This window comes from Bordetella ansorpii (assembly GCF_900078705.1).
Lineage (GTDB): Bacteria > Pseudomonadota > Gammaproteobacteria > Burkholderiales > Burkholderiaceae_B > Bordetella > Bordetella ansorpii_A.
Genome location: NZ_FKIF01000007.1, coordinates 613,520 through 636,736, shown reverse-complemented (window position 1 = coordinate 636,736; position 23,217 = coordinate 613,520). Strand labels below are relative to the sequence as shown.

At 67.5% G+C, this 23,217-nt stretch carries 20 protein-coding genes and 1 tRNA gene; 10 read left to right on the top strand and 11 right to left on the bottom strand.

The annotated features are described in order from the left end of the window. Window positions 1-30: 30 nt before the first annotated feature. Genes coaBC through A6745_RS18605 form a run of 4 tightly spaced genes read right to left on the bottom strand, consistent with a single transcriptional unit; the run spans window position 31 to window position 5,603 of the window. A complete protein-coding gene (gene coaBC, locus A6745_RS18620; protein ID WP_066130346.1) occupies window positions 31-1,233 on the bottom strand; it encodes a bifunctional phosphopantothenoylcysteine decarboxylase/phosphopantothenate--cysteine ligase CoaBC in 1,203 nt (400 codons plus the stop codon). A gap of 38 nt (window positions 1,234-1,271) precedes the next feature. Further along, on the bottom strand, window positions 1,272-1,784 hold the full coding sequence (gene lspA / locus A6745_RS18615; protein ID WP_066130343.1) for a signal peptidase II: 513 nt from the start codon (window positions 1,782-1,784) through the stop codon (window positions 1,272-1,274). A 5-nt stretch (window positions 1,785-1,789) separates the two neighbouring features. Continuing rightward, the gene (gene ileS, locus A6745_RS18610) at window positions 1,790-4,648 is read right to left on the bottom strand and encodes an isoleucine--tRNA ligase (protein ID WP_066130340.1); all 2,859 of its coding nucleotides are present in this window, start codon (window positions 4,646-4,648) and stop codon (window positions 1,790-1,792) included. Beyond that, window positions 4,638-5,603, bottom strand: a complete 966-nt coding sequence (locus A6745_RS18605) for a bifunctional riboflavin kinase/FAD synthetase (protein WP_066130336.1) — start codon at window positions 5,601-5,603, stop codon at window positions 4,638-4,640. The genes ileS and A6745_RS18605 overlap by 11 nt, the downstream gene beginning before the upstream one ends. A 145-nt stretch (window positions 5,604-5,748) precedes the next feature. Between A6745_RS18605 and purN the strand changes: the two genes are divergently transcribed. Together purN and A6745_RS18595 are read left to right on the top strand one after the other, a co-directional pair. After that, window positions 5,749-6,351, top strand: a complete 603-nt coding sequence (gene purN, locus A6745_RS18600) for a phosphoribosylglycinamide formyltransferase (protein ID WP_231886059.1) — start codon at window positions 5,749-5,751, stop codon at window positions 6,349-6,351. Between the two features lie 374 nt (window positions 6,352-6,725). Continuing rightward, on the top strand, window positions 6,726-8,180 hold the full coding sequence (locus A6745_RS18595) for an RsmB/NOP family class I SAM-dependent RNA methyltransferase (RefSeq protein ID WP_156513471.1): 1,455 nt from the start codon (window positions 6,726-6,728) through the stop codon (window positions 8,178-8,180). A gap of 42 nt (window positions 8,181-8,222) precedes the next feature. Here the strand turns inward: A6745_RS18595 and A6745_RS18590 are convergent, their stop codons facing one another. Then, window positions 8,223-8,630, bottom strand: coding sequence for a hypothetical protein (locus A6745_RS18590; RefSeq protein WP_066130335.1), 408 nt, complete (start codon window positions 8,628-8,630; stop codon window positions 8,223-8,225). Between the two features lie 232 nt (window positions 8,631-8,862). On the opposite strand from A6745_RS18590, the gene A6745_RS18585 reads away from it, so the two are divergent. Together A6745_RS18585 and A6745_RS18580 are read left to right on the top strand one after the other, a co-directional pair. After that, on the top strand, window positions 8,863-10,071 hold the full coding sequence (locus A6745_RS18585; RefSeq protein ID WP_066130334.1) for a DesA family fatty acid desaturase: 1,209 nt from the start codon (window positions 8,863-8,865) through the stop codon (window positions 10,069-10,071). Continuing rightward, window positions 10,068-12,338, top strand: coding sequence for a UvrD-helicase domain-containing protein (locus A6745_RS18580; protein ID WP_066130332.1), 2,271 nt, complete (start codon window positions 10,068-10,070; stop codon window positions 12,336-12,338). Before A6745_RS18585 ends, A6745_RS18580 begins: the two co-directional genes overlap by 4 nt. 212 nt (window positions 12,339-12,550) lie before the next feature. On the opposite strand, the gene A6745_RS18575 is transcribed toward A6745_RS18580, so the two are convergent. Genes A6745_RS18575 through dapC form a run of 5 tightly spaced genes read right to left on the bottom strand, consistent with a single transcriptional unit; the run spans window position 12,551 to window position 18,584 of the window. Continuing rightward, window positions 12,551-14,482, bottom strand: coding sequence for an ABC-F family ATP-binding cassette domain-containing protein (locus A6745_RS18575; protein WP_156513441.1), 1,932 nt, complete (start codon window positions 14,480-14,482; stop codon window positions 12,551-12,553). Next, a complete protein-coding gene (gene prmB, locus A6745_RS18570; protein ID WP_066130327.1) occupies window positions 14,479-15,372 on the bottom strand; it encodes a 50S ribosomal protein L3 N(5)-glutamine methyltransferase in 894 nt (297 codons plus the stop codon). Before prmB ends, A6745_RS18575 begins: the two co-directional genes overlap by 4 nt. A 6-nt stretch (window positions 15,373-15,378) precedes the next feature. Then, entirely contained in the window at window positions 15,379-16,521 is a 1,143-nt protein-coding gene (gene dapE, locus A6745_RS18565) for a succinyl-diaminopimelate desuccinylase (protein ID WP_156513469.1), read from the bottom strand. Then, window positions 16,518-17,339, bottom strand: coding sequence for a 2,3,4,5-tetrahydropyridine-2,6-dicarboxylate N-succinyltransferase (gene dapD, locus A6745_RS18560; protein ID WP_066130322.1), 822 nt, complete (start codon window positions 17,337-17,339; stop codon window positions 16,518-16,520). The genes dapE and dapD overlap by 4 nt, the downstream gene beginning before the upstream one ends. Window positions 17,340-17,387: 48 nt before the next feature. Next, window positions 17,388-18,584 carry a succinyldiaminopimelate transaminase gene (dapC, locus tag A6745_RS18555; RefSeq protein ID WP_066130321.1) on the bottom strand — a complete coding sequence of 399 codons (1,197 nt, stop codon included), beginning with the start codon at window positions 18,582-18,584 and terminating at the stop codon, window positions 17,388-17,390. A gap of 45 nt (window positions 18,585-18,629) precedes the next feature. On the opposite strand from dapC, the gene A6745_RS18550 reads away from it, so the two are divergent. From A6745_RS18550 to A6745_RS18525, 6 genes are all read left to right on the top strand, one after another. Next, window positions 18,630-18,715 (top strand) — tRNA-Leu (locus tag A6745_RS18550). Between the two features lie 34 nt (window positions 18,716-18,749). After that, complete coding sequence (locus A6745_RS18545) at window positions 18,750-20,327, top strand: GGDEF domain-containing protein (RefSeq protein WP_066130320.1); 1,578 nt, start codon at window positions 18,750-18,752, stop codon at window positions 20,325-20,327. A gap of 281 nt (window positions 20,328-20,608) precedes the next feature. Then, window positions 20,609-20,890, top strand: coding sequence for a hypothetical protein (locus A6745_RS18540; protein ID WP_066130318.1), 282 nt, complete (start codon window positions 20,609-20,611; stop codon window positions 20,888-20,890). A 39-nt stretch (window positions 20,891-20,929) separates the two neighbouring features. Then, a complete protein-coding gene (locus A6745_RS18535) occupies window positions 20,930-21,250 on the top strand; it encodes a hypothetical protein (protein WP_066130316.1) in 321 nt (106 codons plus the stop codon). Between the two features lie 332 nt (window positions 21,251-21,582). Then, complete coding sequence (locus tag A6745_RS18530; protein WP_066130314.1) at window positions 21,583-21,786, top strand: cold-shock protein; 204 nt, start codon at window positions 21,583-21,585, stop codon at window positions 21,784-21,786. 423 nt (window positions 21,787-22,209) lie between these two features. Next, the gene (locus tag A6745_RS18525) at window positions 22,210-22,416 is read left to right on the top strand and encodes a cold-shock protein (protein ID WP_066130312.1); all 207 of its coding nucleotides are present in this window, start codon (window positions 22,210-22,212) and stop codon (window positions 22,414-22,416) included. A 96-nt stretch (window positions 22,417-22,512) separates the two neighbouring features. Here the strand turns inward: A6745_RS18525 and A6745_RS18520 are convergent, their stop codons facing one another. Beyond that, window positions 22,513-23,082 (bottom strand): TIGR00645 family protein, encoded by a 570-nt coding sequence (locus A6745_RS18520; protein ID WP_066131377.1) that lies wholly within the window; start codon window positions 23,080-23,082, stop codon window positions 22,513-22,515. Window positions 23,083-23,217: the final 135 nt, after the last annotated feature.

Genomic DNA, 23,217 nt, shown 5'->3' with positions numbered 1-23,217 from the left:
ACGCAAGACCCCGCCGGTCGTGCCGTCGTATCAGCGCTTGCGAGGCAAGCGCGCCGCGATCTCGGCCACCAACCGGCGTGCCGCGTCCAGCTTGGAGGCGGGCGGCAGCGGATGCACGCCGGACTCGTCGAACAGCACCAGTTCGGTGGTGTCCGCGTCCATGACCTTGTGCGCCAGATTGCCCACCAGCAGAGGGATGCCCTTGCGCTGGCGCTTGGCCTCGGCATGCTCGGCGAGCTTCTCGGTCTCGGCCGCGAAGCCCACGCACCACGGCCCATTGGGCAGGCGCGCCACTTCGGCCAGGATGTCGGGATTGGGTTCGAATTCCATCACGGGGGCGCCGCCGCCCTCGGAGGTCTTCTTCAGCTTCTGGTCGCTGACGTTCTTGATACGCCAGTCGGCCACCGCGGCCACGGCCACGAAGACGTCGGCATCGCCGGCGCTGGCCATGACGGCATCGTGCATCTGGCGCGCCGTCATCACCTGCAGCGCGGTGACGCCGCGCGGCACGGGCAGGGCGGTGGCGCCGGTGATGAGCGTGACCCGCGCGCCGGCCTCATGCGCGGCGCGCGCCAGCGCGTAGCCGGTCTTGCCCGACGACCGGTTGCTGAGTACGCGCACCGGATCGACCGGCTCGGACGTGGGGCCCGCCGTCAGCAGCAAATGGCGGCCCGCCAGCAGCTTGGGCTGGAACGAGGCGATCAGGTCGGCCAGGATCTCGTGCGGTTCGAGCATGCGGCCGCTGCCGGTCTCGCCGCAGGCCTGTTCGCCCGCGGCCGGCCCCAGCACGCTGATGCCGTCGGCGCGCAACTGGGCGACGTTGCGCTGCGTGGCTGGATTGGCCCACATCTCGCGGTTCATGGCGGGCGCCACCAGCAAGGGGCAGGCGCGTGCCAGGCACAGCGTGGACAGCAGGTCGTCGGCCAGGCCATGTACCAGCTTGGCCATGAAATCGGCGCTGGCCGGCGCGATCAGCACCGCGTCGGCGCCGCGCGTCAGGTCGATGTGCGCCATGTTGTTGGGCACGCGCGCATCCCAGGCATCCACGAACACGGGCCGGCCCGACAGGGCCTGCATGGTGACGGGCGTGATGAAATGCGTCGCCGCCTCGGTCATGACGACGTCGACGACGGCGCCCTGTTCGGTCATGCGGCGCACCAGTTCGGCGATCTTGTAGCAGGCGATGCCGCCGCTCATTCCGATGACGATGCGTTTGCGTGCGAGGTCTAGCATGGCGGGCGTGTCAGGGTGGGATCAGGCCATTGTGCGGGCTAGCCGCCGGCAGCGCGCGTCTTGCGGGCGCGCAGTATCTCGTCGAGCACCAGCAGCACCGCGCCGCAGGTGATGCCCACGTCGGCCAGATTGAAGGCCGGATAGTACCAGTCGCGCCAGTAGAACAGCAGGAAGTCCACGACGTGGCCATAGGCCACGCGGTCGATCACGTTGCCCAGCGCGCCGCCCATGATCATGGTCAGCGCCAGGCAGAAACGCGGCTGGCCCCTGGTACGGCGCAGCATCCAGGTGATGAAGACCGCCGCGCCGATGCCCAGCAGCGTGAACAGCCAGCGCTGCCAGCCTTCTTCGCGGGCCAGGAAGCTGAAGGCCGCGCCGCGGTTGTACATCAGCGTGAAGTCGAAGAAAGGCAGCACGTTCAGGCGCTGGCCGTACGAGAACGCATTGTCGAAGTACAGCTTGGTCGCCTGATCGAAAACGATGATCAGGACGGCCAGGCCGAGCCAGCGCGCCAGGTGGGAGCGGGGAGCGGCGGAAACGTCCGTCGTCATGAAAGTCAGGCCTTCTCGCGCGGTTCGCCCGCGCCGAACAGGTTGGCCACGCAGCGGCCGCAGATCTCGGGGTGATCCGCATCCGAGCCCACGTCATCGCGCCAGTGCCAGCAGCGCTCGCACTTCTTGTGCGACGACGGCGTGATCTGCACCTGCAGGTCTTCGCCTTCGTGCACGGTGGCGCGCGAGACGATCAGCACGAAGCGCAGGTCGTCCGCCAGGCTGGCCAGCCATTCGCGGTCTTGCGCGCTGGCGCGGATGTCGACTTCGGCCTGCAGCGACGAACCGATGTTGCCGGCCGTGCGCACTTCTTCGAGCCTGCGCTGCACTTCGGCGCGGATGGCGCGCAGGCGCGTCCACTTGGCCGTCAGCGCGGCGTCGTCGAGCGCCGGCAGCGTGTGATAGACCTCGGTGAAGATCGTGGCGCGGGCCGCGTCGCCCAGGTGCTTGAGCGTCGAGTTGCCCAGCAGCGTCCAGGCTTCCTCGGCCGTGAACGACAGGATCGGCGCCATCAGCTTGAGCAGCGTCTGCGTGATCTCCAGCAGCGCCGTCTGCGCCGAGCGGCGCGCGCGGCTGTCGGCGGCCGTGGTGTACAGGCGGTCTTTCAGGATGTCCAGGTAGAACGCGCCCAGGTCTTCCGAGCAGAAGGTCTGCAGGCGCGAGACGGCCGGGTGGAAGTCGTAGCGGTCGAAGTTGCCCAGCACGTCGGCCTGCATCTGCGCGGTCATGGCCAGCGCGTAGCGGTCGATCTCGAACAGCTCGGCATGCGGCACGGCCTGCGTCGCCGGATCGAAGTCGGCCACGTTGGCCAGCAGGAAGCGCAGCGTGTTGCGGATGCGGCGGTAGCCCTCGACCACGCGCTTGAGGATCTCGTCGGAGATCGACAACTCGCCCGAATAGTCGGTGGAGGCGACCCACAGGCGCAGGATTTCCGCGCCCAGCGAATCGGACACCTTCTGCGGCGCGATGACGTTGCCGACCGACTTGCTCATCTTGCGGCCCTGGCCGTCGACCACGAAACCGTGGGTCAGCAGGGCCTTGTAGGGCGCGCGGCCATACAGCATGCAGCCGGTCAGCAGCGACGAGTGGAACCAGCCGCGGTGCTGGTCGGAGCCTTCCAGGTACAGGTCGGCGGGCCAGGCCAGTTGCTCGCCGTGCGAGCCGCCCAGGTCGTGGTCCTTGCCGCCCAGCACCGTGGCGTGCGTGGTGCCCGAATCGAACCACACGTCCAGCGTGTCGCGGTTCTTTTCGTACTGGTCGGCCTCGTCGCCCAGCAGGTCGCGGGGATCCAGGCTTTGCCAGGCCTCGATGCCGTGCTGCTCGACGCGTTGCGCGACCTGTTCGAGCAGTTCCTCGGTGCGCGGATGCAGCGCGCCGGTTTCCTTGTGCACGAAGAAGGCCATCGGCACGCCCCATTGGCGCTGGCGCGACAGTGTCCAGTCGGGACGGTTGGCGATCATGGCGTGCAGGCGCGCGCGGCCCCAGGCGGGGTAGAAATCGGTGGCGTCGATGGCGGCCAGCGCGGTCTCGCGCAGGGAGCGCGCGCTGCCGTCGTTGGGCTGGACGTCCATGCCGGCGAACCACTGGCTGGTGGCGCGGTAGATGATGGGCGTCTTGTGGCGCCAGCAGTGCATGTAGCTGTGCGGCAGCTTGGCCACGTGCATCAGCGACCCTGCCGACTTCAGCGTCTCGACGATCCTGGGGTTGGCGTCCCAGATCGACTCGCCGCCGAACAGCGGCAGGCTGGGCACGTACTTGCCGTCGCCCATGACGGGGCTGATGATGTCCTCGTCGCGCATGCCGTGTTCCTTGCAGGACACGAAGTCTTCGATGCCGTAGGCGGGGGCCGAATGGACCATGCCCGTGCCGGCGTCCAGCGTGACGTAGTCGCCCAGGTAGATGGGCGAGGTGCGGTCGTAGCCGGCGTCCACGTGGGCCAGCGGATGGCGCATGCGCAGGCCGGCCAGCGCCGCGCCGCGGGCGGTGGCGATGACCTCGCCCTGCAGGCCCCAGGTCTTCAGGCATTCCTCGACGCGCTCGGCGGCCAGCAGCAGCAGCGGGCCGTGGGCTGGCGTGGGCGTGGCGCGCACCAGCACGTAGTCGAAATCGGGATGGACGTTGAGGGCCTGGTTGGACGGGATGGTCCAGGGCGTGGTCGTCCAGATGACGGCGGCGCCGTCTTCCACCGAGTTCAGGCCGAAGGCCGCGGCCAGCGCGTCGCGGTCGGCGAAGGGAAAGGCCACGTCGATGGCGGGGTCGACCCGGTCGGCGTACTCGACCTCGGCCTCGGCCAGGGCCGAGCCACAGTCGAAGCACCAGTTCACGGGCTTCAGGCCACGGAACACGTAGCCCTTCTTCAGGATGCGGCCCAGCGCGCGGATCTCGTCGGCTTCATTGCTGAAGTTCATCGTGAGATACGGGCGGTCCCAGTCGCCCAGCACCCCCAGGCGCTTGAAGTCCTTGCGCTGGCGGTCGATCTGCTCGAGCGCGTAGGCGCGGGCGCGCGACTGCACTTCCGCCACGGGCAGGTTCTTGCCGTACTTCTTCTCGATCTGGATCTCGATCGGCATGCCGTGGCAGTCCCAGCCCGGCACGTACTGTGCATCGAAGCCGGCCATGTTGCGGCTCTTGACGATGATGTCCTTCAGGATCTTGTTGACCGCGTGCCCGATGTGGATGTCGCCGTTGGCGTAGGGCGGGCCGTCATGCAGCACGAAACGCGGGCGGCCATTGCTGGCGGCGCGGATCGCCTGGTAGATGCGGTTTTCTTCCCATTCGGCCACCCAGGCCGGTTCCCGCTTGGCGAGGTCGCCGCGCATGGGGAAGGGAGTGTCGGGCAGGTTGAGGGTTTTTTTATAGTCCATGAACGGCAAAATAGGCGCGCGCGTTTCGCGCGTCTTCGGCGATGGCGGCAGTCAGGGAAGGAAGGTCGGGAAATTTTTCTTCGTCCCGCAGCTTGTGCAGGAACTCGATGCGCACGAGTTTACCGTAAGCATCGGCGGGGCCATCGAGCAGGTGTGACTCGAGCAGCACGCGGCCATGGTCTTCGACGGTGGGGCGCACGCCCAGGCTGGCCACGGCGGGCCGCGGCGCGTCGCCCAGGCCCAGCACGCGCACCACGTAAATGCCCGAGCGCGCCGCGCAGCGCGGCGCCACGCGCAGGTTCATCGTGGGGTAGCCCAGCGTGCGGCCCAGTTTCTGGCCGTGGATGACGTGGCCGCTGATGTGGAACCGATGGCCCAGCAGGTCCTGCGCGCGGGCCAGGTCGCCCACGGCCAGCGCGGTGCGCACCTCGGAGCTGGAAATGCGGTGCCCCTGGCGGTCGGTCACGTCGGACAGCGTATGCACGTCGAAGCCATGGCGCAGGCCGGCCTCGCGCAGCAGGTCGATGTCGCCGCTGCGGCGGGCGCCGTAGCGGAAGTCCTCGCCCACCAGCAGCCAGCGGGTCTGCAGGCCATTGACCAGCAGGTCTTCGATGAAGGCGTTGGCCGACATGCCGGCCAGCCGCGCGTTGAAGCGCTCGACCACCACCCGCTCGATGCCCGCGCGCGCCAGCGCCGACAGCTTGTCGCGCAGGCCGAAGATGCGGGTGGGCGCCAGCTCGGGACGCTGGTTCAGGGCGGCGAAGTATTCGCGGGGATGCGGCTCGAACGTCATCACCGCGGGCGTCAGGCCGCGGGCCTGCGCCTCGCGGCGCACGCGAGACAGGATGGCCTGGTGGCCGAGATGGACCCCGTCGAAGTTGCCGATGGTCAGGGCGCACGGGGCGCGCTGGGACGGCGGGGGCAGGTAGCGATAAATGCGCAGCGGAGGTTTCACGAGCGAGAGTTTACAATTTCAGGTTGCCTTGCTCATGGAATGCCCCATCTTGCCGGATTTCTCCGCCGATTCTTCGCCCCCCGCCCAATCCCCGGGCGCCGCGCGCCGCCGCCTCGTCCTGCTTATCTCGGGGCGGGGCAGCAACATGCAGGCGCTGGTCGAGGCCTGCCGCGCCGAAGGCTGGCCCGCCGACGTGGCCGCCGTGATCAGCAGCCGCCCCGACGCGGCCGGGCTGGACTGGGCGCGCGCGCAGGGCATCGCCACGCAGGCCGTCAGCCATAAAGACTACCCCAATCGCGAGGCCTTCGATGCCGCGCTGGCCGCCGCCATCGAACCCCACCAGCCCGATTACGTGTTGCTGGCGGGCTTCATGCGCGTGCTGACACCCGGATTCGTGGCCCGCTTCGCCGGCCGGCTGGTCAACATCCATCCGTCCCTGCTGCCGGCATTCCCGGGCCTGCATACGCACGCCCAGGCCATCGCCACCGGCGTGCGGGTGCATGGCTGCACCGTCCATTTCGTCACCCCGCTGCTGGACCACGGGCCGATCATCGCCCAGGGCTGCGTGCCCGTGCTGGCCGATGACACCCCGGAGGCGCTGGCCCAGCGCGTCCTTCAGGTCGAACACCTGGCCTATCCGGCCGCGGCCCGCTGGCTGGCCGAAGGCCGTGTCAGCCTGGCGGCCGACCAGCGGGTCGACGTCGCGGGCAATCCGTCCCGCCTGTTCATGCTCGAGTCTTCCCGATGACCAAATCCTCTTTCCCCCGCTCCCGTTCCGGCCGCCCCGATCCCTCGGGCGATGGCCGCCGTCCCGCCCGCTCGTCCGGCGCGCCCCGCCGTGATGAAGGCGACCGGTTCGCCCGTTTCGGCGCAGTGCGCAGGGATGACGGCGACCGTTCCGAGCGTTCCCAGGGCCAGGGGGCGCCGCGCCGCGAGGACGGCGGCCGCTTCGCCCGGCCGTCCGGCGCGCCGCGCCGTGATGAAGGCGACCGGCCCCAGGCGCATGGCCCCCGGCCTTCGCGTCCGCCGTCTGGCCCGTCCCACGGGGGGCGGCCCCCCGCGGCTCGTCCCGACCGGCCGCGCATGCCCATGTCCGCCATCCGCATCGAGCAGGTCCAGCGTGTGCTGGGCGAACTGCTGCAATGGACGTATCCGGCCGACGCCACGCTGTCGCACTGGTTCCGGGCGCATCCCAACCTGGGCGGCCGCGACCGGGGCGAGATCGCCGAGTCGGTCTACGACGTGCTGCGCCACCTGCGCCGCTACCGCCGCATGGCCGAATCCGGCGTCGGACCGTCCTCGCGCCGCCTGGCCATCCTGGGCCTGGCCGCCACGCTGGGGCGGGAGGCCCTGGACGAAGGCCTGGAGCCCGCCGAGGCCGAATGGCTGCGGCACGTGCTGCGCATCGACCCGGCGACGCTGCCGCGCGCGGTGCGCGCCAGCATGCCGGATTGGCTGGACGAGCGCCTGGGCGCCATGGACGAGCCCGAGCGCCTGATGCAGTCCTTGAACCGCCAGGCGGCGCTCGACCTGCGCGTCAACCCGCTGAAGGCGGAGCGCGACGCCATGCTGGCCATGCTGCAGAACGGTCCCGCCGCGCAGTACGAGCCGCGGGCCATGCCGCACTCGCCCTGGGGCATTCGTGTCGCCGGCCGTCCCGCCATCAACCGCTGGCAACTGTTCGAGGACGGCAGCCTGGAAGTGCAGGACGAAGGCAGCCAACTGCTGGCGCTGCTGGTCGGCCCCAAGCGCGGCGAGATGATCATCGACTTCTGCGCCGGCGCCGGCGGCAAGAGCCTGCTGCTGGGCGCGCTGATGCGCTCCACCGGCCGCCTCTATGCCTTCGACGTGTCGGCGGCCCGCCTGGCGCGCGCCAAGCCGCGCTTTGCCCGCAGCGGCCTGTCCAACGTAGTGCCAGTGGCCATCGACGGCGACAACGACGCCCGGGTCAAGCGTCTGGCCGGCAAGGCCCAGCGCGTGCTGGTGGACGCGCCTTGCAGCGGTATCGGCACCTTGCGCCGCAATCCCGACCTTAAGTGGCGCCAGCACCCCGACTCGCTGGCCGAACTGTGCGAACTGCAGCACCGCATCCTGAAGAGCGCGGCGCGCTGCGTGGCGCCGGGCGGCCGTCTGGTCTATGCGACCTGCAGCCTGCTCGAAGAAGAAAACGCCGCCCAGGCCGAGCGTTTCCTGGCCGAGCATCCCGATTTCGAGCGGCTGGACGCCGCCGAGATCATCAAGAACCGTTGCCCCGGCCTGGAGCTGGAAGGTCCGTACATGCAACTGCGTCCGGACGTGCACGGCACGGATGGGTTCTTCGCCGCCGTGTTCGAGCGCCGCAAGGTGGCCAGGCCGGCCAAGGAAGCCGCGGCGAAGCAGGCGGTCGCGGCGGACGCCGACCAGGCGCTGGCCGCGGATGCGGATGTTCCGGCCGATGGCAGTGTGCCGGCCGATGGCGGCGCGCAGGCCGCGCCTCAGGGGAGCGTGGCCGCCGGCATCGAAGACGGCCAGGCGCCGCTGGCGGGTGACGAAGCGGCGCCGCCGGAAGCGGCCCCCGCGAAGCCGGCCTCGGCCTGATGCGCTTTCCGGCCGGCCAGGGCGGGTACCGCCTGGCCCGGTTCAGGGCCGGGCGGGCGGGGGCGCCTTCGGCGCCACGTTCACCTGCGAACGGTATCTTTCGATGTACGGTCCGCGCCGCTGATAGCGTACCTGCCAGGCCACCGTGTCGGCGCCGGGCCTGTCCGCCAGGTACATCACCTGCGCGATCGTCACCAGCTTGGCCGGGCAACGTCCCGAGGCCGGCGCCGGTGTCTGGGTGCGCACGATGGTGGCCTTGCCCAGCCGGGCCTTCTGGGTGATGCGCACGCGCGGCGCGCTCAACGCCTGGCAACTCTCGGGATCCACCTCGTAGTAGGTCGCCAGCACCACCTGGGTCCCACTGGCGACCTGGATCTGGGCGGACGCGGGCGCGCTGGCGGCCAGCAACAACAGCGGCGCGAGCAAGCGCCAGGCAAGGGAAGGCGACATGGGGAAAACCGGCGGAATACGTAGTTCCCGCACTTTATCGCGGCGCCGTCCGTGTAGCAAAATGTTGGAAACGCGCCACGGACGATGAATTCCCTGTCCAGGGCGCGCCGCGGGAAGGCGGGGCTTAGTCCTTGATTTATCTCAAGAACCTTTTTGAAACCCCACTGTCATAAGAAGACCGGGTAGGCTAAACTGCACCGGTAACCATACTTACGAGGCTCCCTCAAGCTTTATGGATCAACTCCTTTCGTTTTTGTCCGGCGGCCTGGCCCAAGCCGATTGGTGGCAGGTCGTCCTGTTCGCCCTGGTTGTCACCCACATCACGATCGTGTCGGTCACGGTATTCCTGCACCGCAGCCAGGCGCACCGGGGTCTCGAACTGCATCCCGCGGTCATGCATTTCTTCCGTTTCTGGCTGTGGCTGACCACCGGCATGGTTACCAAGGAATGGGTTGCCATCCACCGCAAGCACCACGCCAAGTGCGAGAAGGAAGGCGACCCCCATTCGCCCATGCTGTTCGGCATCTGGAAGGTGCTGTTCCGCGGCGCCGAACTCTATCGCCTCGAATCCGACAACCGTGAAACGATGGCCAAGTTCGGCCACGGCACGCCGGACGACTGGCTCGAGCGCAACCTCTACGCGCGCCGCAGCCTGTGGGGCGTGCTGCTCATGCTGGCCATCGACCTGTCGCTGTTCGGCGTGCTGGGCCTGACCGTCTGGGCTGTGCAGATGGCCTGGATTCCCTTCTGGGCGGCCGGCGTGGTCAACGGCATCGGGCACTACTGGGGCTACCGCAACTACAACAGCCCGGACACCAGCACCAACGTGTTCCCGTGGGGCATCATCATTGGCGGCGAAGAGCTGCACAACAACCATCATGCTCACGGCACCTCGGCCAAGTTCTCGGCCAAGTGGTACGAGTTCGACATCGGCTGGTGCTACATCAGCGTGCTGCGCTTCTTCGGCCTGGCCAAGGTCAAGAAGGTCGCGCCCAAGCTGAAGCTCGATCCGGCCGCCAAGTCCATCGACCTGCGCACGCTGCAAGGCGTCATCACGCACCGCTACGAAGTCATGGCCCGCTACGCCGACGTCATCAAGGATGCCGCGCGCGAAGAACTGGCCAAGATGAAGACCTCGCGCCGCAAGGGCAGCGACGACTGCCGCTGGACCATGCTGCACCGCGTGCGCCGTTCGCTGCATCGCAACGAAGACATCCTGCAACCCGAGCAGTTGGCCGCCGTCGACCAGGCCATCGCGCAGAACCAGTCGCTGTCCACGCTGGTGCAGATGCGCCGCGAACTGGGCCGCCTGTGGGAAAGCTCCAGCGCCAGCAGCGAACAACTGCTGAACGATCTGCAGGCCTGGTGCCAGCGCGCCCAACATAGCGGTATTTCCGGGCTCGAGCAGTTCGCGCTTCGTCTGCGCCGCTACGCGGCATGATGCTGGACAAGCTCAACCCCGAACAACGCGCCGCCGTCACGCTCGAACCGCAGCACGCCCTGGTCCTGGCCGGGGCGGGCAGCGGCAAGACCCGGGTACTCACCACCCGCATGGCGTGGCTTATCCAGACCAGCCAGGCCAGTCCATACGGACTGCTGGCGGTCACCTTCACCAACAAGGCAGCGCGTGAAATGCTCACGCGCATGACGGCCATCCTGCCCATCGATCCGCGTGGGCTCTGGATCGGCACGTTCCACGGCCTGTGCAACCGCATGCTGCGCGCGCATCACCGCGACGCCGGCCTGCCGCAGACTTTCCAGATCCTCGACACCACCGATCAACTGGCCGCCATCAAGCGGCTGCTGAAGGCCAATGGCATCGACGACGAGAAGTATCCGCCGCGCGATGTGCAGCGCTTCATCAACGGTTCGAAGGAAGACGGGCTGCGTTCGTCCGACGTCGAGGTCTGGGACAACGACAGCCACCGCCGTCGCCTGATCGACATCTACCAACTGTACGAAGCGCAATGCCAGCGCGAGGGCGTGGTCGACTTCGCCGAACTGCTGCTGCGCGCCTACGAGCTGCTCAGCCGCAACGCGCCGGTGCGCGAGCACTACCAGCGCCGTTTCCAGCACATCCTGGTCGACGAGTTCCAGGACACCAACGTGCTGCAGTACAAGTGGCTGCGCCTGCTGGCCGGCGGCGGCGCCAAGATCTTCGCGGTGGGTGACGACGACCAGTCCATCTACGCTTTTCGCGGCGCGAACGTCGGCAACATGGCCGACTTCGAGCGCGACTACGCGCACGGCACCGTCATCCGCCTCGAGCAGAATTACCGTTCGTACGGGCACATCCTCGATTCGGCCAACGCGCTGATCAGCAACAACGGCGGGCGCCTGGGCAAGAACCTCTGGACCGACCAGGGCGAGGGCGAACTGGTTCGCATCGTCGAGCAGCCCAGCGACGGCATGGAAGCCCAGTGGCTGGTCGAAGAGGTGCGCGCGCTCATCAACGATGGCCGCGCGCGCCGGGAAATCGCCGTGCTCTATCGCAGCAACGCGCAGTCGCGCGTCATCGAGCATGGGCTGTTCTCGTCCGGCATTCCATACAAGGTGTACGGCGGCCTGCGCTTCTTCGAGCGCCAGGAGGTCAAGCACGCGTTGGCCTACCTGCGCCTGATGGCCAATCCCAACGACGACACGTCCTGGATGCGGGTGGTCAATTTCCCCACGCGCGGCATCGGCGCGCGCACGCTCGAACAACTGGCCGACGCGGCGCGGGCCCATGACACCAGCCTGTACGGCGCGGTGGGCATGGTGCCGGGCAAGGGCGGCGCCAATCTGCAGCAGTTCGCGCAGCTCATCGGCCGCATGGCCGAGGAAACGCGCGGCCTGCCGCTGCCCGAGCTGGTCGAGCACATGCTGGCCGGCAGCGGGCTGGTCGAACACTACAAGACCGAGCGCGAAGGCGCCGAACGCCTGGAAAACCTGAACGAACTGGTCACCGCCGCGGCGGTCTTCGCGTCCGAAGAGCACTACGACGGCTTGCCCGCGGGCGTGGTGCCGCAGATGGATGCGCCGTCGGGCGACGGCGGCCAGGTGTCCGTGGCCGACGGCCTGACGCCGCTGGCCGCGTTCCTGTCCCACGCCGCGCTCGAGGCCGGCGACAACCAGGCGCAACAGGGCCAGGATGCCGTGCAGTTGATGACGGTGCACTCGGCCAAGGGCCTGGAATTCGACGCGGTGTTCATCACCGGCCTGGAAGAGGGCCTGTTTCCGCACGAGAACAGCATTCTCGAGCAATCCGGGCTGGAGGAAGAGCGCCGCCTGATGTACGTGGCGATCACGCGTGCGCGTGAACGGCTGTACATCAGCCTGGCGCAAAGCCGGATGCTGCACGGGCAGACGCGTTATGCGATGCGTTCGCGGTTTCTGGACGAGATTCCCGAGCAACACGTGAAGTGGATCACGCCGAAGGCCACGCTGCCGTCCGCGCAGCGCGAGGCGGCCTGGGGCGGCGATGCGTTCGGCCGCAAGAGCACGGGTACGATCGCGCCTCGTTCGCCCCGGGGCACGACCAGCGGCGTCACGGTCGGCGACAAAGAGTTCCGGATCGGCCAGGGGGTGCGGCATGCACGGTTTGGCGACGGAACCATCATCGGCCTGAGCGGGGCGGGGCAGGATGCCCAGGCGCAGATCCAGTTCCGGGATGTGGGGGCCAAGACCTTGGCCTTGGGGATTGCGAAGCTGGATATCGTCCAGGGGTGATCGGTCTTTTTCGTACGCGCGTTGTGGCTTGCTGTTGGTGTTTTCAGCACGGTTGCCGTGCTACGGGTTCCTTGCCCTGTATGGCGCCGTAGCCGCCATAAAGCAGGTCGTCCAGGGCATCCAGATCGTGTGCCGCTGCGGCCCCGGCGGCACACCCGAGTTCGGACGGTGCGCCGAAAGCACGGGGCGGCATTGCGCCGCCCCGTTTCCGATCAAGCCGGTGACTTGTCGATGTCTTCCAGGGATTCCTGGATTTCGAGCCACTGTTCTTCCAGTTCGTCCACTTTCTTGCCCAGTTCGCCGTGCTCGGCCATGACCTGCTGGCGTTCGGCCCGGCGGGAATCCGAGTAGAAATCGGGGTCGGCGATCAGGGCGTCCAGGACCTGGATGCGCTGGCGCGACTTTTCCATTTCGGTCTCGACCTTGGCCAGGCGGGCTTCGAGCGGCTTGCGCAGGGTGGACAGGCGCTGGCGCTGTTCGGCTTCCAGGCGTTTCTGTGCCTTGCGGTCGACCACCGGGACGGCCGTGGCGCCGCCCGCCGCGCGGGCGGCTTCGGCTTTCTCGGCGCGTTCAGCGGCGGTGCGGCTGGCCAGCCAGTCGCGGTAGTCCTCCAGGTCGCCGTCGAATTCGCGGACCTGGCCGTCGGCCACGATCCAGAAGCTGTCGACCGTGGTGCGCAGCAGGTGCCGGTCGTGCGAAACCAGCAGCATGCTGCCCGAGAATTCGGCCAGCGCGGCAGCCAGGGCCTCGCGGGTTTCCACGTCCAGGTGGTTGCTGGGTTCGTCCAGCAGCAGCAGGTTGGGCTTTTGCCAGACGATCAGGGACAGCGCCAGGCGCGCCTTTTCGCCGCCCGACATGGGACCGACCTTGCTCAGCACCGTCTCGCCCGAGAAGCCGAAGCCGCCCAGGTAGTTGCGCAGTTCCTGTTCGCGCACGTCGGGCGCCATGCGCGCCAGGTGTTGCAGCGGCGTGCTGTCCAGGTCCAGCATGTCGAGCTGGTGCTGGTGGAAATAACCGATGGCCAGGCCGCGCGAGGCGCGGCGTTCACCGGCCTGCACCGGGATTTCCTCGGCCAGGGTCTTGATCAGCGTGCTCTTGCCCGCGCCGTTGGCGCCCAGCACGCCGATACGGCTGCCCGCGCGCACCATCAGCGTCACGTCGCGCAGGATGGGGGCTTCGGGATAGCCCGCCGAGGCATGTTCCAGCACCAGCAGGGGGTCGGGCGTGTGCTCGGGGGACGGGATGCGGATGTCGATGCCGGCCTCGGCATGCAGCGGCGCGCGGGCCTCCATGCGTGCCAGGGCCTTCACGCGGCTTTGTGCCTGCTTGGCCTTCGATGCCTTGGCCTTGAAGCGGTCGATGAAACTTTGCAGCCGTGCCGCCTCGCGATTCTGGCGCTCGTAGGCCACATTGGCCTGGCGCAGCCGCTCGGCGCGCTGCGTGACGAAGTCTTCGTAGCCGCCGCGGTAACGGATCAGCTTGGCGTGGTCGAAGTGCAGCACGGCGCGGGCGACGGCATCGAGGAACTCGGTATCGTGCGAGATCAGCAGCACGGTGCCGGGGTAGGCGCCCAGCCACTTCTCGAGCCACAGCATGGCGTCGAGGTCCAGGTGGTTGGTGGGTTCGTCCAGCAGCAGCAGGTCGGACGGCGCCATCAGCGCGCTGGCCAGCGCCAGGCGCATGCGCCAACCGCCGGAGAAGCTTTCCACGGGCCGCATCCACTGGTCGGGCGCGAAGCCCAGGCCGGCCAGCAGTTGCTCCGCGCGGGACGCGGCATCCCAGGCGCCGGCCTCGGCCAGTTCGGCCTCGACCTCGGCGATCCGCGTGCCCTGGTCGGGCGACAGCGCCTCGCGCTGGGCCTGCAGGCCGCGCAGATGCCGGTCGCCGTCGATGACGAATTCGCGCGCGGGTTGCGCGTCGGCCGCGATTTCCTGCTTCACGCTGGCGATGCGCCAGCCCGCGGGCAGGTCCAGCGTGCCGGCATCGGCGTCCAGCGTGCCCGTCAGCAGGCCGAACAGCGACGACTTGCCCGCGCCGTTCTTGCCGACGATGCCGACGCGCTCGCCGGGGTGCACGACGAATTCAGCGCCGTCCAACAGCACCTTGGTGCCGCGGCGCAGGGTCAATCCAGAAGCACGTATCACAGTTGTTCGCGGGTCAGCAGCAGGATCTGGTTCGAGGTCTCGGCGCTGTCCAGCCAGACCGGATCCAACTCGGGGAAGGCGGCGACGAAGTGCTCGTGCTCGTTGCCGATCTCCAGCACCAGCACCCCGTGCGGGGCCAGGAAATCCGGCGCACGGGCCAGGATGGTGCGCACCAGGTCCATGCCATCGGTGCCGCCCGCCAGCGCCATCCTGGGCTCGTGGCGGTATTCCTGCGGCAGCGCGTCCATCGAGGCGCTGTTCACGTAGGGCGGATTGCAGACGATGACGTCGTAGCGGCGCTCGGGCAGGGCGTCGAACAGGTTGCCCTGGTGCAGCGCCAGGCGGTCTTGCAGGCCATAGTCGGCCACGTTGCGGGCGGCCACTTCCAGGGCGTCGGGCGACAGGTCGACGGCATCGACCAGAGCGCTGGGGAATGCCAGCGCGGTCAGGATGGCCAGGCAGCCCGAGCCGGTGCACATGTCCAGCGCGTACCGCACCTCGTCGGCATCGGCGACCCAGGGCGCGAAGCCGGTCTCCAGCAGTTCGGCGATGGGCGAGCGCGGCACGATCACGCGTTGGTCGACGTAGAAGCGATGGCCGCGCAGCCAGGCCTCGTGGGTGAGGTAGGGCGCGGGCAGGCGGTCGGTGACGCGGCGGTCGATCAGGTCGAGCACGCGCTCGCGCTCGCTGGACAGCACGCGTGCGTCCAGGAAGGGATCGAGCGTGTCCAGCGGCAGGTGCAGCGTATGCAGCACCAGGTACACGGCCTCGTCGTAGGGGTTGTCCGTGCCGTGGCCCAGCACCGCGTGCGTGGCATTCAGGCGCGATACGGCGTAGCGCACCAGATCGCGCACGGTAAGCAGTTCGGTTCGGGCGTTTGCAGGCACCATGGAGCCTCAGCGAGCCGCCGGCAGCAGGTTTTCCAGCGTGCGGCGGTAGATGTTCTTCAGGGGTTCCAGGCTGGTCAGCTCGATGCGTTCGTTGACCTTGTGGATGGTGGCGTTGCAGGGTCCGAATTCGATCACCTGCGGACAGATCTTGGCGATGAAGCGCCCATCCGACGTGCCGCCGGTGGTCGACAGTTCGGCCGTCACGCCGGTTTCGTCGGCGATGGCCCGCACCAGCGCGTCGGTCAGGGTGCCGCGCGGCGTCAGGAAGGGCTCGCCGCCCAGGTTCCAGTCCAGTTCGTATTCCAGGCCGTGCCTGTCCAGCACCGCGTGCACCTGTGCCTTCAGGCCGTCCGGCGTGCTGGCGGTGGAGAACCGGAAGTTGAACAGCGCCACCGCCGTGCCCGGCACCACGTTCGTGGCGCCCGTGCCCGCGTTCAGGTTGGACACCTGGAACGTGGTCGGCGGGAAGTATTCGTTGCCCTGGTCCCATTCGATGGCAACCAGTTCGGCCAGCGCGGGCGCCAACTGGTGCACGGGGTTGCGCGCCAGGTGCGGGTAGGCCACATGGCCCTGCACGCCCTTGACGGTCAGCTTGCCCGACAGCGAGCCGCGGCGGCCGTTCTTGCAGGTATCGCCCAGCACGTTGCCGGACGTCGGCTCGCCCACGATGCAGTAGTCCAGCTGCACGCCGCGGCGCGTCAGTTCCTCGCAGACGATGACGGTGCCGTCGACCGCGGGGCCTTCTTCGTCGGAGGTCAGCAGCAGCGCGATCGAGCCGCCGTGTTGCGGATTGGCCGCCACGAACTCCTCGGCCGCCACCACGAAGGCGGCGATCGAGCTTTTCATGTCGGCCGCGCCGCGGCCATACAGGAAGCCATCGCGTTCGGTGGGCACGAACGGATCGCTTTCCCAGTGCTCGCGCGGACCGGGCGGGACCACGTCGGTGTGGCCCGCGAACACGGTCAGCGGCGCGGACTCGCCGCGCCGCGCCCACAGGTTGGTGACGCCGCCGCGCGAGATGGTCTCGCAACGAAAGCCCATGCGCGCCAGGCGCTGCGCCAGCAACTGCTGGCAATCCAGATCGTCGGGGGTGACCGACGGGCGGGCGATCAGGTCGCGGACCAGGTCGAGGACGGCGTTGCTCATCAGGCCCTCAGCAGGTCGTTGATGCTGGTCTTGGCGCGGGTCTGCGCGTCGACGCGCTTGACGATCACGGCGCAAGCCAGGCTGTGCGAGCCGTCGGCCGAGGGCAGCGAGCCCGGCACGACGACCGAACCCGACGGCACGCGGCCGTAGGTGATCTTGCCGGTGGCGCGGTCATAGATCTTGGTGCTTTGCGACAGGTACACGCCCATGGCCAGCACCGAGTTCTCTTCCACGACCACGCCTTCCACGACTTCCGAGCGGGCGCCGATGAAGCAGTTGTCCTCGATGATGGTGGGGTTGGCCTGCAGCGGCTCCAGCACGCCGCCGATGCCCACGCCGCCCGACAGGTGCACGTTCTTGCCGATCTGGGCGCACGAGCCGACGGTGGCCCAGGTGTCTACCATCGTGCCTTCGTCGACGTAGGCGCCGATGTTGACGTACGAGGGCATCAGCACCACGTTGCGGGCGATGAAGGCGCCGCGGCGGGCCACGGCGGGCGGCACCACGCGATAGCCGCCGGCCTTGAAGGCGTGATCGCCGTACTCGGCGAACTTCAGCGGCACCTTGTCGTAGAACTGCACCGGCGACTGGCCCATGACGACGTTGTCCTGCAGGCGGAACGACAGCAGCACGGCCTTCTTGATCCACTGGTGCACGACCCAGTCGGCGCCGGTCTTCTCGGCCACGCGCAGGCGGCCCATGTCCAGGGCGTCGATCGTGTGCTCGACGGCCTCGCGGATCTCGGCGCTGGCGTCGGAGGGGGAGATGCCGGTGCGGTGCTCCCAGGCGGTTTCGATGGTGGTCTGCAGGTCGAGAGTCATTGTGGTCCGATGTGTAGACGGGTTGATGAGAGGGGGATTCGAATGGATTCAGGCATGGGGGCGCACGAAGCGCGCGATGCGCTCGGCGGCCTCCACGCATTGCGCCAGCGGCGCGACCAGCGCCAGCCGCACCCGGCCGCAGCCGGGATTGGCGCCATGGGCCTCGCGCGCCAGGAAGCTGCCCGGCAGCACGGTGACCGCGGTGCTGCCGTAGAGGTCGCGGGCGAACGCGGTATCGGGGCCCGGCGTGCGCGCCCACAGGTAGAACGAGGCCTGCGGCCGGCGCACGTCCAGCACGGATTGCAGGATGGGCAGCACGGCGTCGAATTTCTCGCGGTACTGGCGGCGATTGTCGCGCACATGGTCTTCGTCGTGCCAGGCGGCGATGCTGGCCGAGGCCACCGCCGGGCTCATGGCGCTGCCATGATACGTGCGATAGCGCAGGAAAGGCGCGATCAGCGCGGCGTCGCCCGCCACGAAGCCCGAGCGCAGCCCGGGCACGTTGGAGCGCTTGGACAGGCTGGAGAAGGCCACCAGCCCGCGATAATCGTCACGGCCCAGCCGGCGCGCGGCCTGCAGGCTGCCCAGCGGGGGATCGCCTTCGTCGAGATAGATCTCGGAATAGCACTCGTCCGAGGCGATGACGAAGCCATGACGGTCGGCCAGCGCGAACAGTTCGCGCCAGTCTTCCAGCGACATGACGTTGCCGGCCGGATTGCCCGGCGAGCACACGAAAACCAGCCGCGTCTGGCGCCATACGTCCTCGGGCACGTCGCCCCAGTTGCAGCCGAAGTCGCGCGCCGGGTCGGCGTTCAGGAAGTAGGGCCGTCCGCCCGCCAGCAGCGTGGCGCCTTCGTAGATCTGGTAGAACGGGTTCGGGCACACTACGCGCTGATTGCCCGTGGGATCGAGCACCACCTGGGCGAAGGCGAAAAGCGCCTCGCGCGAGCCGAGCACGGGCAGCACCTGCGTGTCGGCGTCCGGCGCGGGAATGCTGTAGCGGTGCGCCAGCCACTGGGCGATGGCCTGGCGCAGGCGCGGATCGCCATGGGTGGCCGGATAGACCGACAGCCCATCGAGACCGTCGCGCAGGGCTTGCATGACCGGCTCGGGCGCGGCATGCTTGGGTTCGCCGATGGACAGATTGATCGGCGTCGATGCGTGCGCCGCCGCCTGCGCCGAGGCCAGCAGCGCACGCAGCTTCTCGAACGGATAGGGGTGCAAAATATCGAGGCGGGGATTCATGGCCCAAGATTTTACCAAGCAAGCTACAATAGCGGGCTTGGCTTTGCGAGGGTGGCGAAATTGGTAGACGCACCTGGTTTAGGTCCAGACGCCGTTAAGGTGTAGGGGTTCGAGTCCCCTCCCTCGCACCAAGTTCGCCGCATGTCCTCTTTCCAGGAGGCAAGCATGCCGCAATTCGGATTGCCCTTGCGCCGCCGCGTGCGCAAGCTGGTCGGAATCTACGCCGATCGCGCCGTACAGCTGATCGGCGGGCACCCCTATGTCGCCGGGTTAGCCGGTACGCTCATCGCGCTGGCCATGGCCAGCCTCATCGGCAGCATCCTCTACCTCGGCCGCACCGACGCGCTGGCGCGCGCCCGCGATTCGGCCGCCAGCCTCGTTGCCATCATGACCGGCGATCTCGAGCGCAACATCGAGACCTACAACCTGTCGCTGCAGGGCGTGGTCGAAAGCGCGCAGCGGCCCGGCATCTGGGAGCTGCCGGCCGATCTGCGCCAAAGCCTGCTGTTCGACCGTTTCACCACCGCCAGCTACGTCAGCGGCGCCTACGTGGTCGACGTGAACGGCGCCGTCGTGGCGTCGCAGAGCCGGCTGATCGACCGCACGGTGCGCTTTTCCGACCGCGACTACTTCCTGGTGCACCAGCGCAGTCCCGCCGTCGGCCTGTATGTGTCCCATCCGTTCCGGTCGAGGTTGCGCGGCGGGGCGCTGTCCATCGGCCTGACGCGCCGCATCAACGCGCCCGATGGCAGTTTCGACGGCGTCGCGCTGATGGCCGTGCCGGTCGATTTCTTCCAGCGGCTGGTCGACCGCGTCAACACGGGCGCCGCGGGCTCGGCCTTCATCGCGCTGTCCGATGGCACCTGGCTGGCGCGCAAGCCCACGCTGAACGCCGAGGTCAACACCAACCGGACACGCCTGCCCGCGTTCGCCATGATGGCCACCCAGGTCCCCGACTCATACGTGGCCCGCTCGCGTGTGGACGGGGTGGAGCGCATTTTCACCTTCGCGCGCGTACCCGGCAGTCCCTTGATCGCGGTGGTGGCGCCGGCGGTCGACGACGTGCTGGCCGACTGGCGCGAACGCAGCGTCGTGGTCGGTGGGCTGACGGCGGGGCTGGTCGGCCTGTTCATCCTGTTGTCGTGGCTCTTGGCCTTCAGCCTGCGCGACAAGCTGCGCGCGCAGATCGAGCTGGAGCGCCTGGCCGTCACCGACGGCCTGACAGGCCTGAGCAACCGGCGGGCCCTGGATGTCCGTCTCGAGCAGGAATGGGCGCGTGCGCGGCGTGCCGGCACTCCGCTGGCGGTGCTGTTCATCGACGTGGACCATTTCAAGCAGTTCAACGATAACTACGGCCACGGAGCCGGTGACGAGGTGCTGGCGGCAGTGGCGCAGTGCATCAGTTCCTGCGCGCGCCGGCCTGCGGACATGCCCGCGCGGTACGGCGGCGAAGAGTTCGCGATGGTGCTGCCCGAACTGGCCACGGAGCAGGCGACGGCGGTGGCCGAGCGCGTGCGCAAGAAGGTCCAGGCGTTGCACGTGGCGCACCAGCACAGCGTGCATGGCGAGGTCACGGTCAGCATCGGCGCGGCCAGTTGCATGCCGGCGGCGGGCGGGTCCGTGGACAACCTGTTGCGCGTGGCCGATGCGCTGCTCTACGACGCCAAGCTGAACGGACGCAACCGCGTGCAGTCGGCCACGGCGGCGCAGGACGGACCAGGCCCGCAGCCGGCTGCCGCCTAGGATGCCAGCGGAAGCGGAAGCGAGCAGGGCGCGCGCGGTATCGGCCATGCCGCGCCAAGGAGACCACGCTCGTTGCGCCACGCCCGTTGCACGGCGCCCGTTGCACGGCGCCCGTTGCACGGCGCCCGTTGCACGGCGCCAGCAAACATTCTCGGAAACGTGCATAATGAGAGGGTAATGGGTAGCCGTATCCTCGGTTGCCGACTCAAGATCCTCAGCAAGCCATCCTTCCGCAAGACATCCCTGCCCCGGGCCACGCCCGCCAGGCCGCAAGCCTCTCCATGCAGTACGAATCCCTGTTCTGGTCCATGGCGGCCCTCGTTGCGCTAGCGCTCGTGGGGGGCACGTTGCTGGCCGTCTTGCGTTCGGTCGCGCACAGCGTGGCGGGCGTGCTGGTGGGCGCTCTGTGCGTGCTGGTGGCGGTTCTGCTGGCGTCCGGCGAGGGCGAACTGGCCAGCCAGTCCTGGCTGCTCGCAGTGGCCTCCTTCCTGTTCTGCTCGGTTATCGGCACAGCGGCCACGCTGGTGGCGCGTAAAGTGCTGCTGCGCATGCGGGCGCGATAAGCGTTCGCGTTTTTCAATTCAAACAAGGCGATACCGATCATGGAAATCCTCAGCCGCCGCCAGGCCACGCTCGAGCACGGGCTTTGTCTGGAAACCACGCTGGAAGGCGCCAGCTTGACGGTGTACGTCATGCTGGGCGATGCCGACCTGGAATCGATTCCCGCCATTGTGCCGCCGGAATTGGTCGAAGCGGGCGCCGCCATACACGCGGCGGGCATCGACGATATTGATCAAGCGCAAGATCAGGTCGATCAAGTGCTTGAAAACGTCAATCCCGGCGATGTCGTGGTGTTTTTCTGCCCCGACGAGAACAGTTTCGGGGCGGCTTTGGATTTGCTCGGATTACCGATTGATGACTAATATTTGCACTTACTGATTTGGTGTAATCCTTGACCTGCGTTACCATCTGTCCCCCACGTCTTTCGCGGGGCGGGCCAGTGACGTTTTGCATTAATGGGCATTTGTTGCTCAACATACGTCCCTGTTTCTCTTTGTTGCATTATGGGCACGCATTTTTGAGGATTATGTTGACTTGAGAGGGGAATCTGACGATAGTGTCGGCACACGATCCAGGGTGTTGATGCTTGTACAGTACCTTGCCTTATCGGCGACCGTTCTTGTTCTACTGTCCCCTCCTTGCTTGACTCGTGGTCCCGGGCGCAAGCCCAATTTAAATCTCTAGGAAATACAGTATGGAAACCGGCGTCGTTAAATGGTTCAACGCGGAAAAGGGTTATGGCTTCATCACCCCGGAATCGGGTGGTAAGGACCTGTTCGCTCACTTCTCGGAAATCCAATCGCAGGGCTTCAAGTCGCTGGAAGAAAACCAGCGCGTCAGCTTCGTGACGGCGATGGGCCCCAAGGGTCCCCAGGCCACGAAGATCACGCCCCTGTAAGGCGAGACCTGAAGTTCTGAAAAAGCCCCGCAAGGGGCTTTTTTAATTTCCGCGGTATCGGTTTCCACCGGCCCTGCAGTTCTGCCGGGGCGTATTCGCGGTAAACCGGCGTTGCATGCGGCTTGGTATAAACCCTAGGTTAATCAAAGCGCGGGACGGCCAGGCGGGCAATACGGCTATTCCGCTGCCCGCTGGTTATTGAAAAAATTGTATGCTTGTGTAACAAAACACCTGGTTGCATACCCATTCCCGCCTCCGTTGACCCCCGCCGACGACGCTCCTAAACTGAGTCGGCGAGATTTTCAAGCAGTGCGGCTGTGTGCTGTTTTGTGCCGTGTGTATGTACCGCTTTGTCGGGCGTCGTTCCCTACTTGATGATCTGGCGCTTCCGCGAGCAATCGCTACTAGGTTGAAGGACACATCATGGCAACAGGCATCGTCAAATGGTTCAACGCCGAGAAGGGGTATGGGTTCATCGTGCCCGATGACGGCAGCAAGGATCTCTTCGCACACTATTCCGAGATCCGCAGCGAGGGCTACAAGTCGCTGCAGGAGAACCAGCGCGTCACCTTTGAGATCGGCGAGGGCCCCAAAGGGCCCAGCGCCAAGAACATCAAGGTCGCGTCCTGAGCGGATGGACGGAGGAGGGTGCGGGCGTGTCTCGCGCCACACGAAAAAATCCCGGCCTGGCGCCGGGATTTTTATTCGTACCGCGAGACGCGCGTCTCAGTGGCGGGCCGCCCTGTCGTCGTGGCGGGGGGCATGGGGCATCACGGTCAGCCGGTCGACGTAGGCGATGCCGATGGCCGACAGGATGAACAGCGCGTGGATGATCGCTTGCCACATCACGCCCTGTTCCGTGACGCGCGAGCCCGCCGTGCCCAGGTTGCCGACCTCGATGAAGGTGCGCAGCAGGTGGATCGACGAGATGCCGATGATGGCCATGGCCAGCTTGACCTTGAGCACGCTGGCATTGACGTGGCTCAGCCATTCGGGCTGGTCGGGGTGGCCTTCGAGCCGCAGGCGCGACACGAAGGTCTCGTAGCCGCCGACGATGACCATCACCAGCAGGTTCGAGATCATCACGACGTCGATCAGGCCCAGGACGATGAGCATGATCTCGAGTTCGCCGAAGCTGGTGGCGTGGGTGACCAGGTGCCAGAGTTCCTTCAGGAACAGCAGGACGTAGACGCCCTGGGCGATGATCAGGCCCAGGTACAGGGGCAGTTGCAGCCAGCGCGAACTGAAGATCAGCGCCGGCAGGGGTTGCAGGCGGCGGGAGGTGGGGTGCGACATCATGGTGGGTACGAGCCGGTTGTTGGGGGTGGTGCCGGGGTCAGATTCTATCAATCCGGCAAGAGGGATGTTGCGTTGCGTCACCCGAGGCGGAAGGCCCCCGGGTAGGGGCTCGGCGGTTTCCGGTAAAATGAC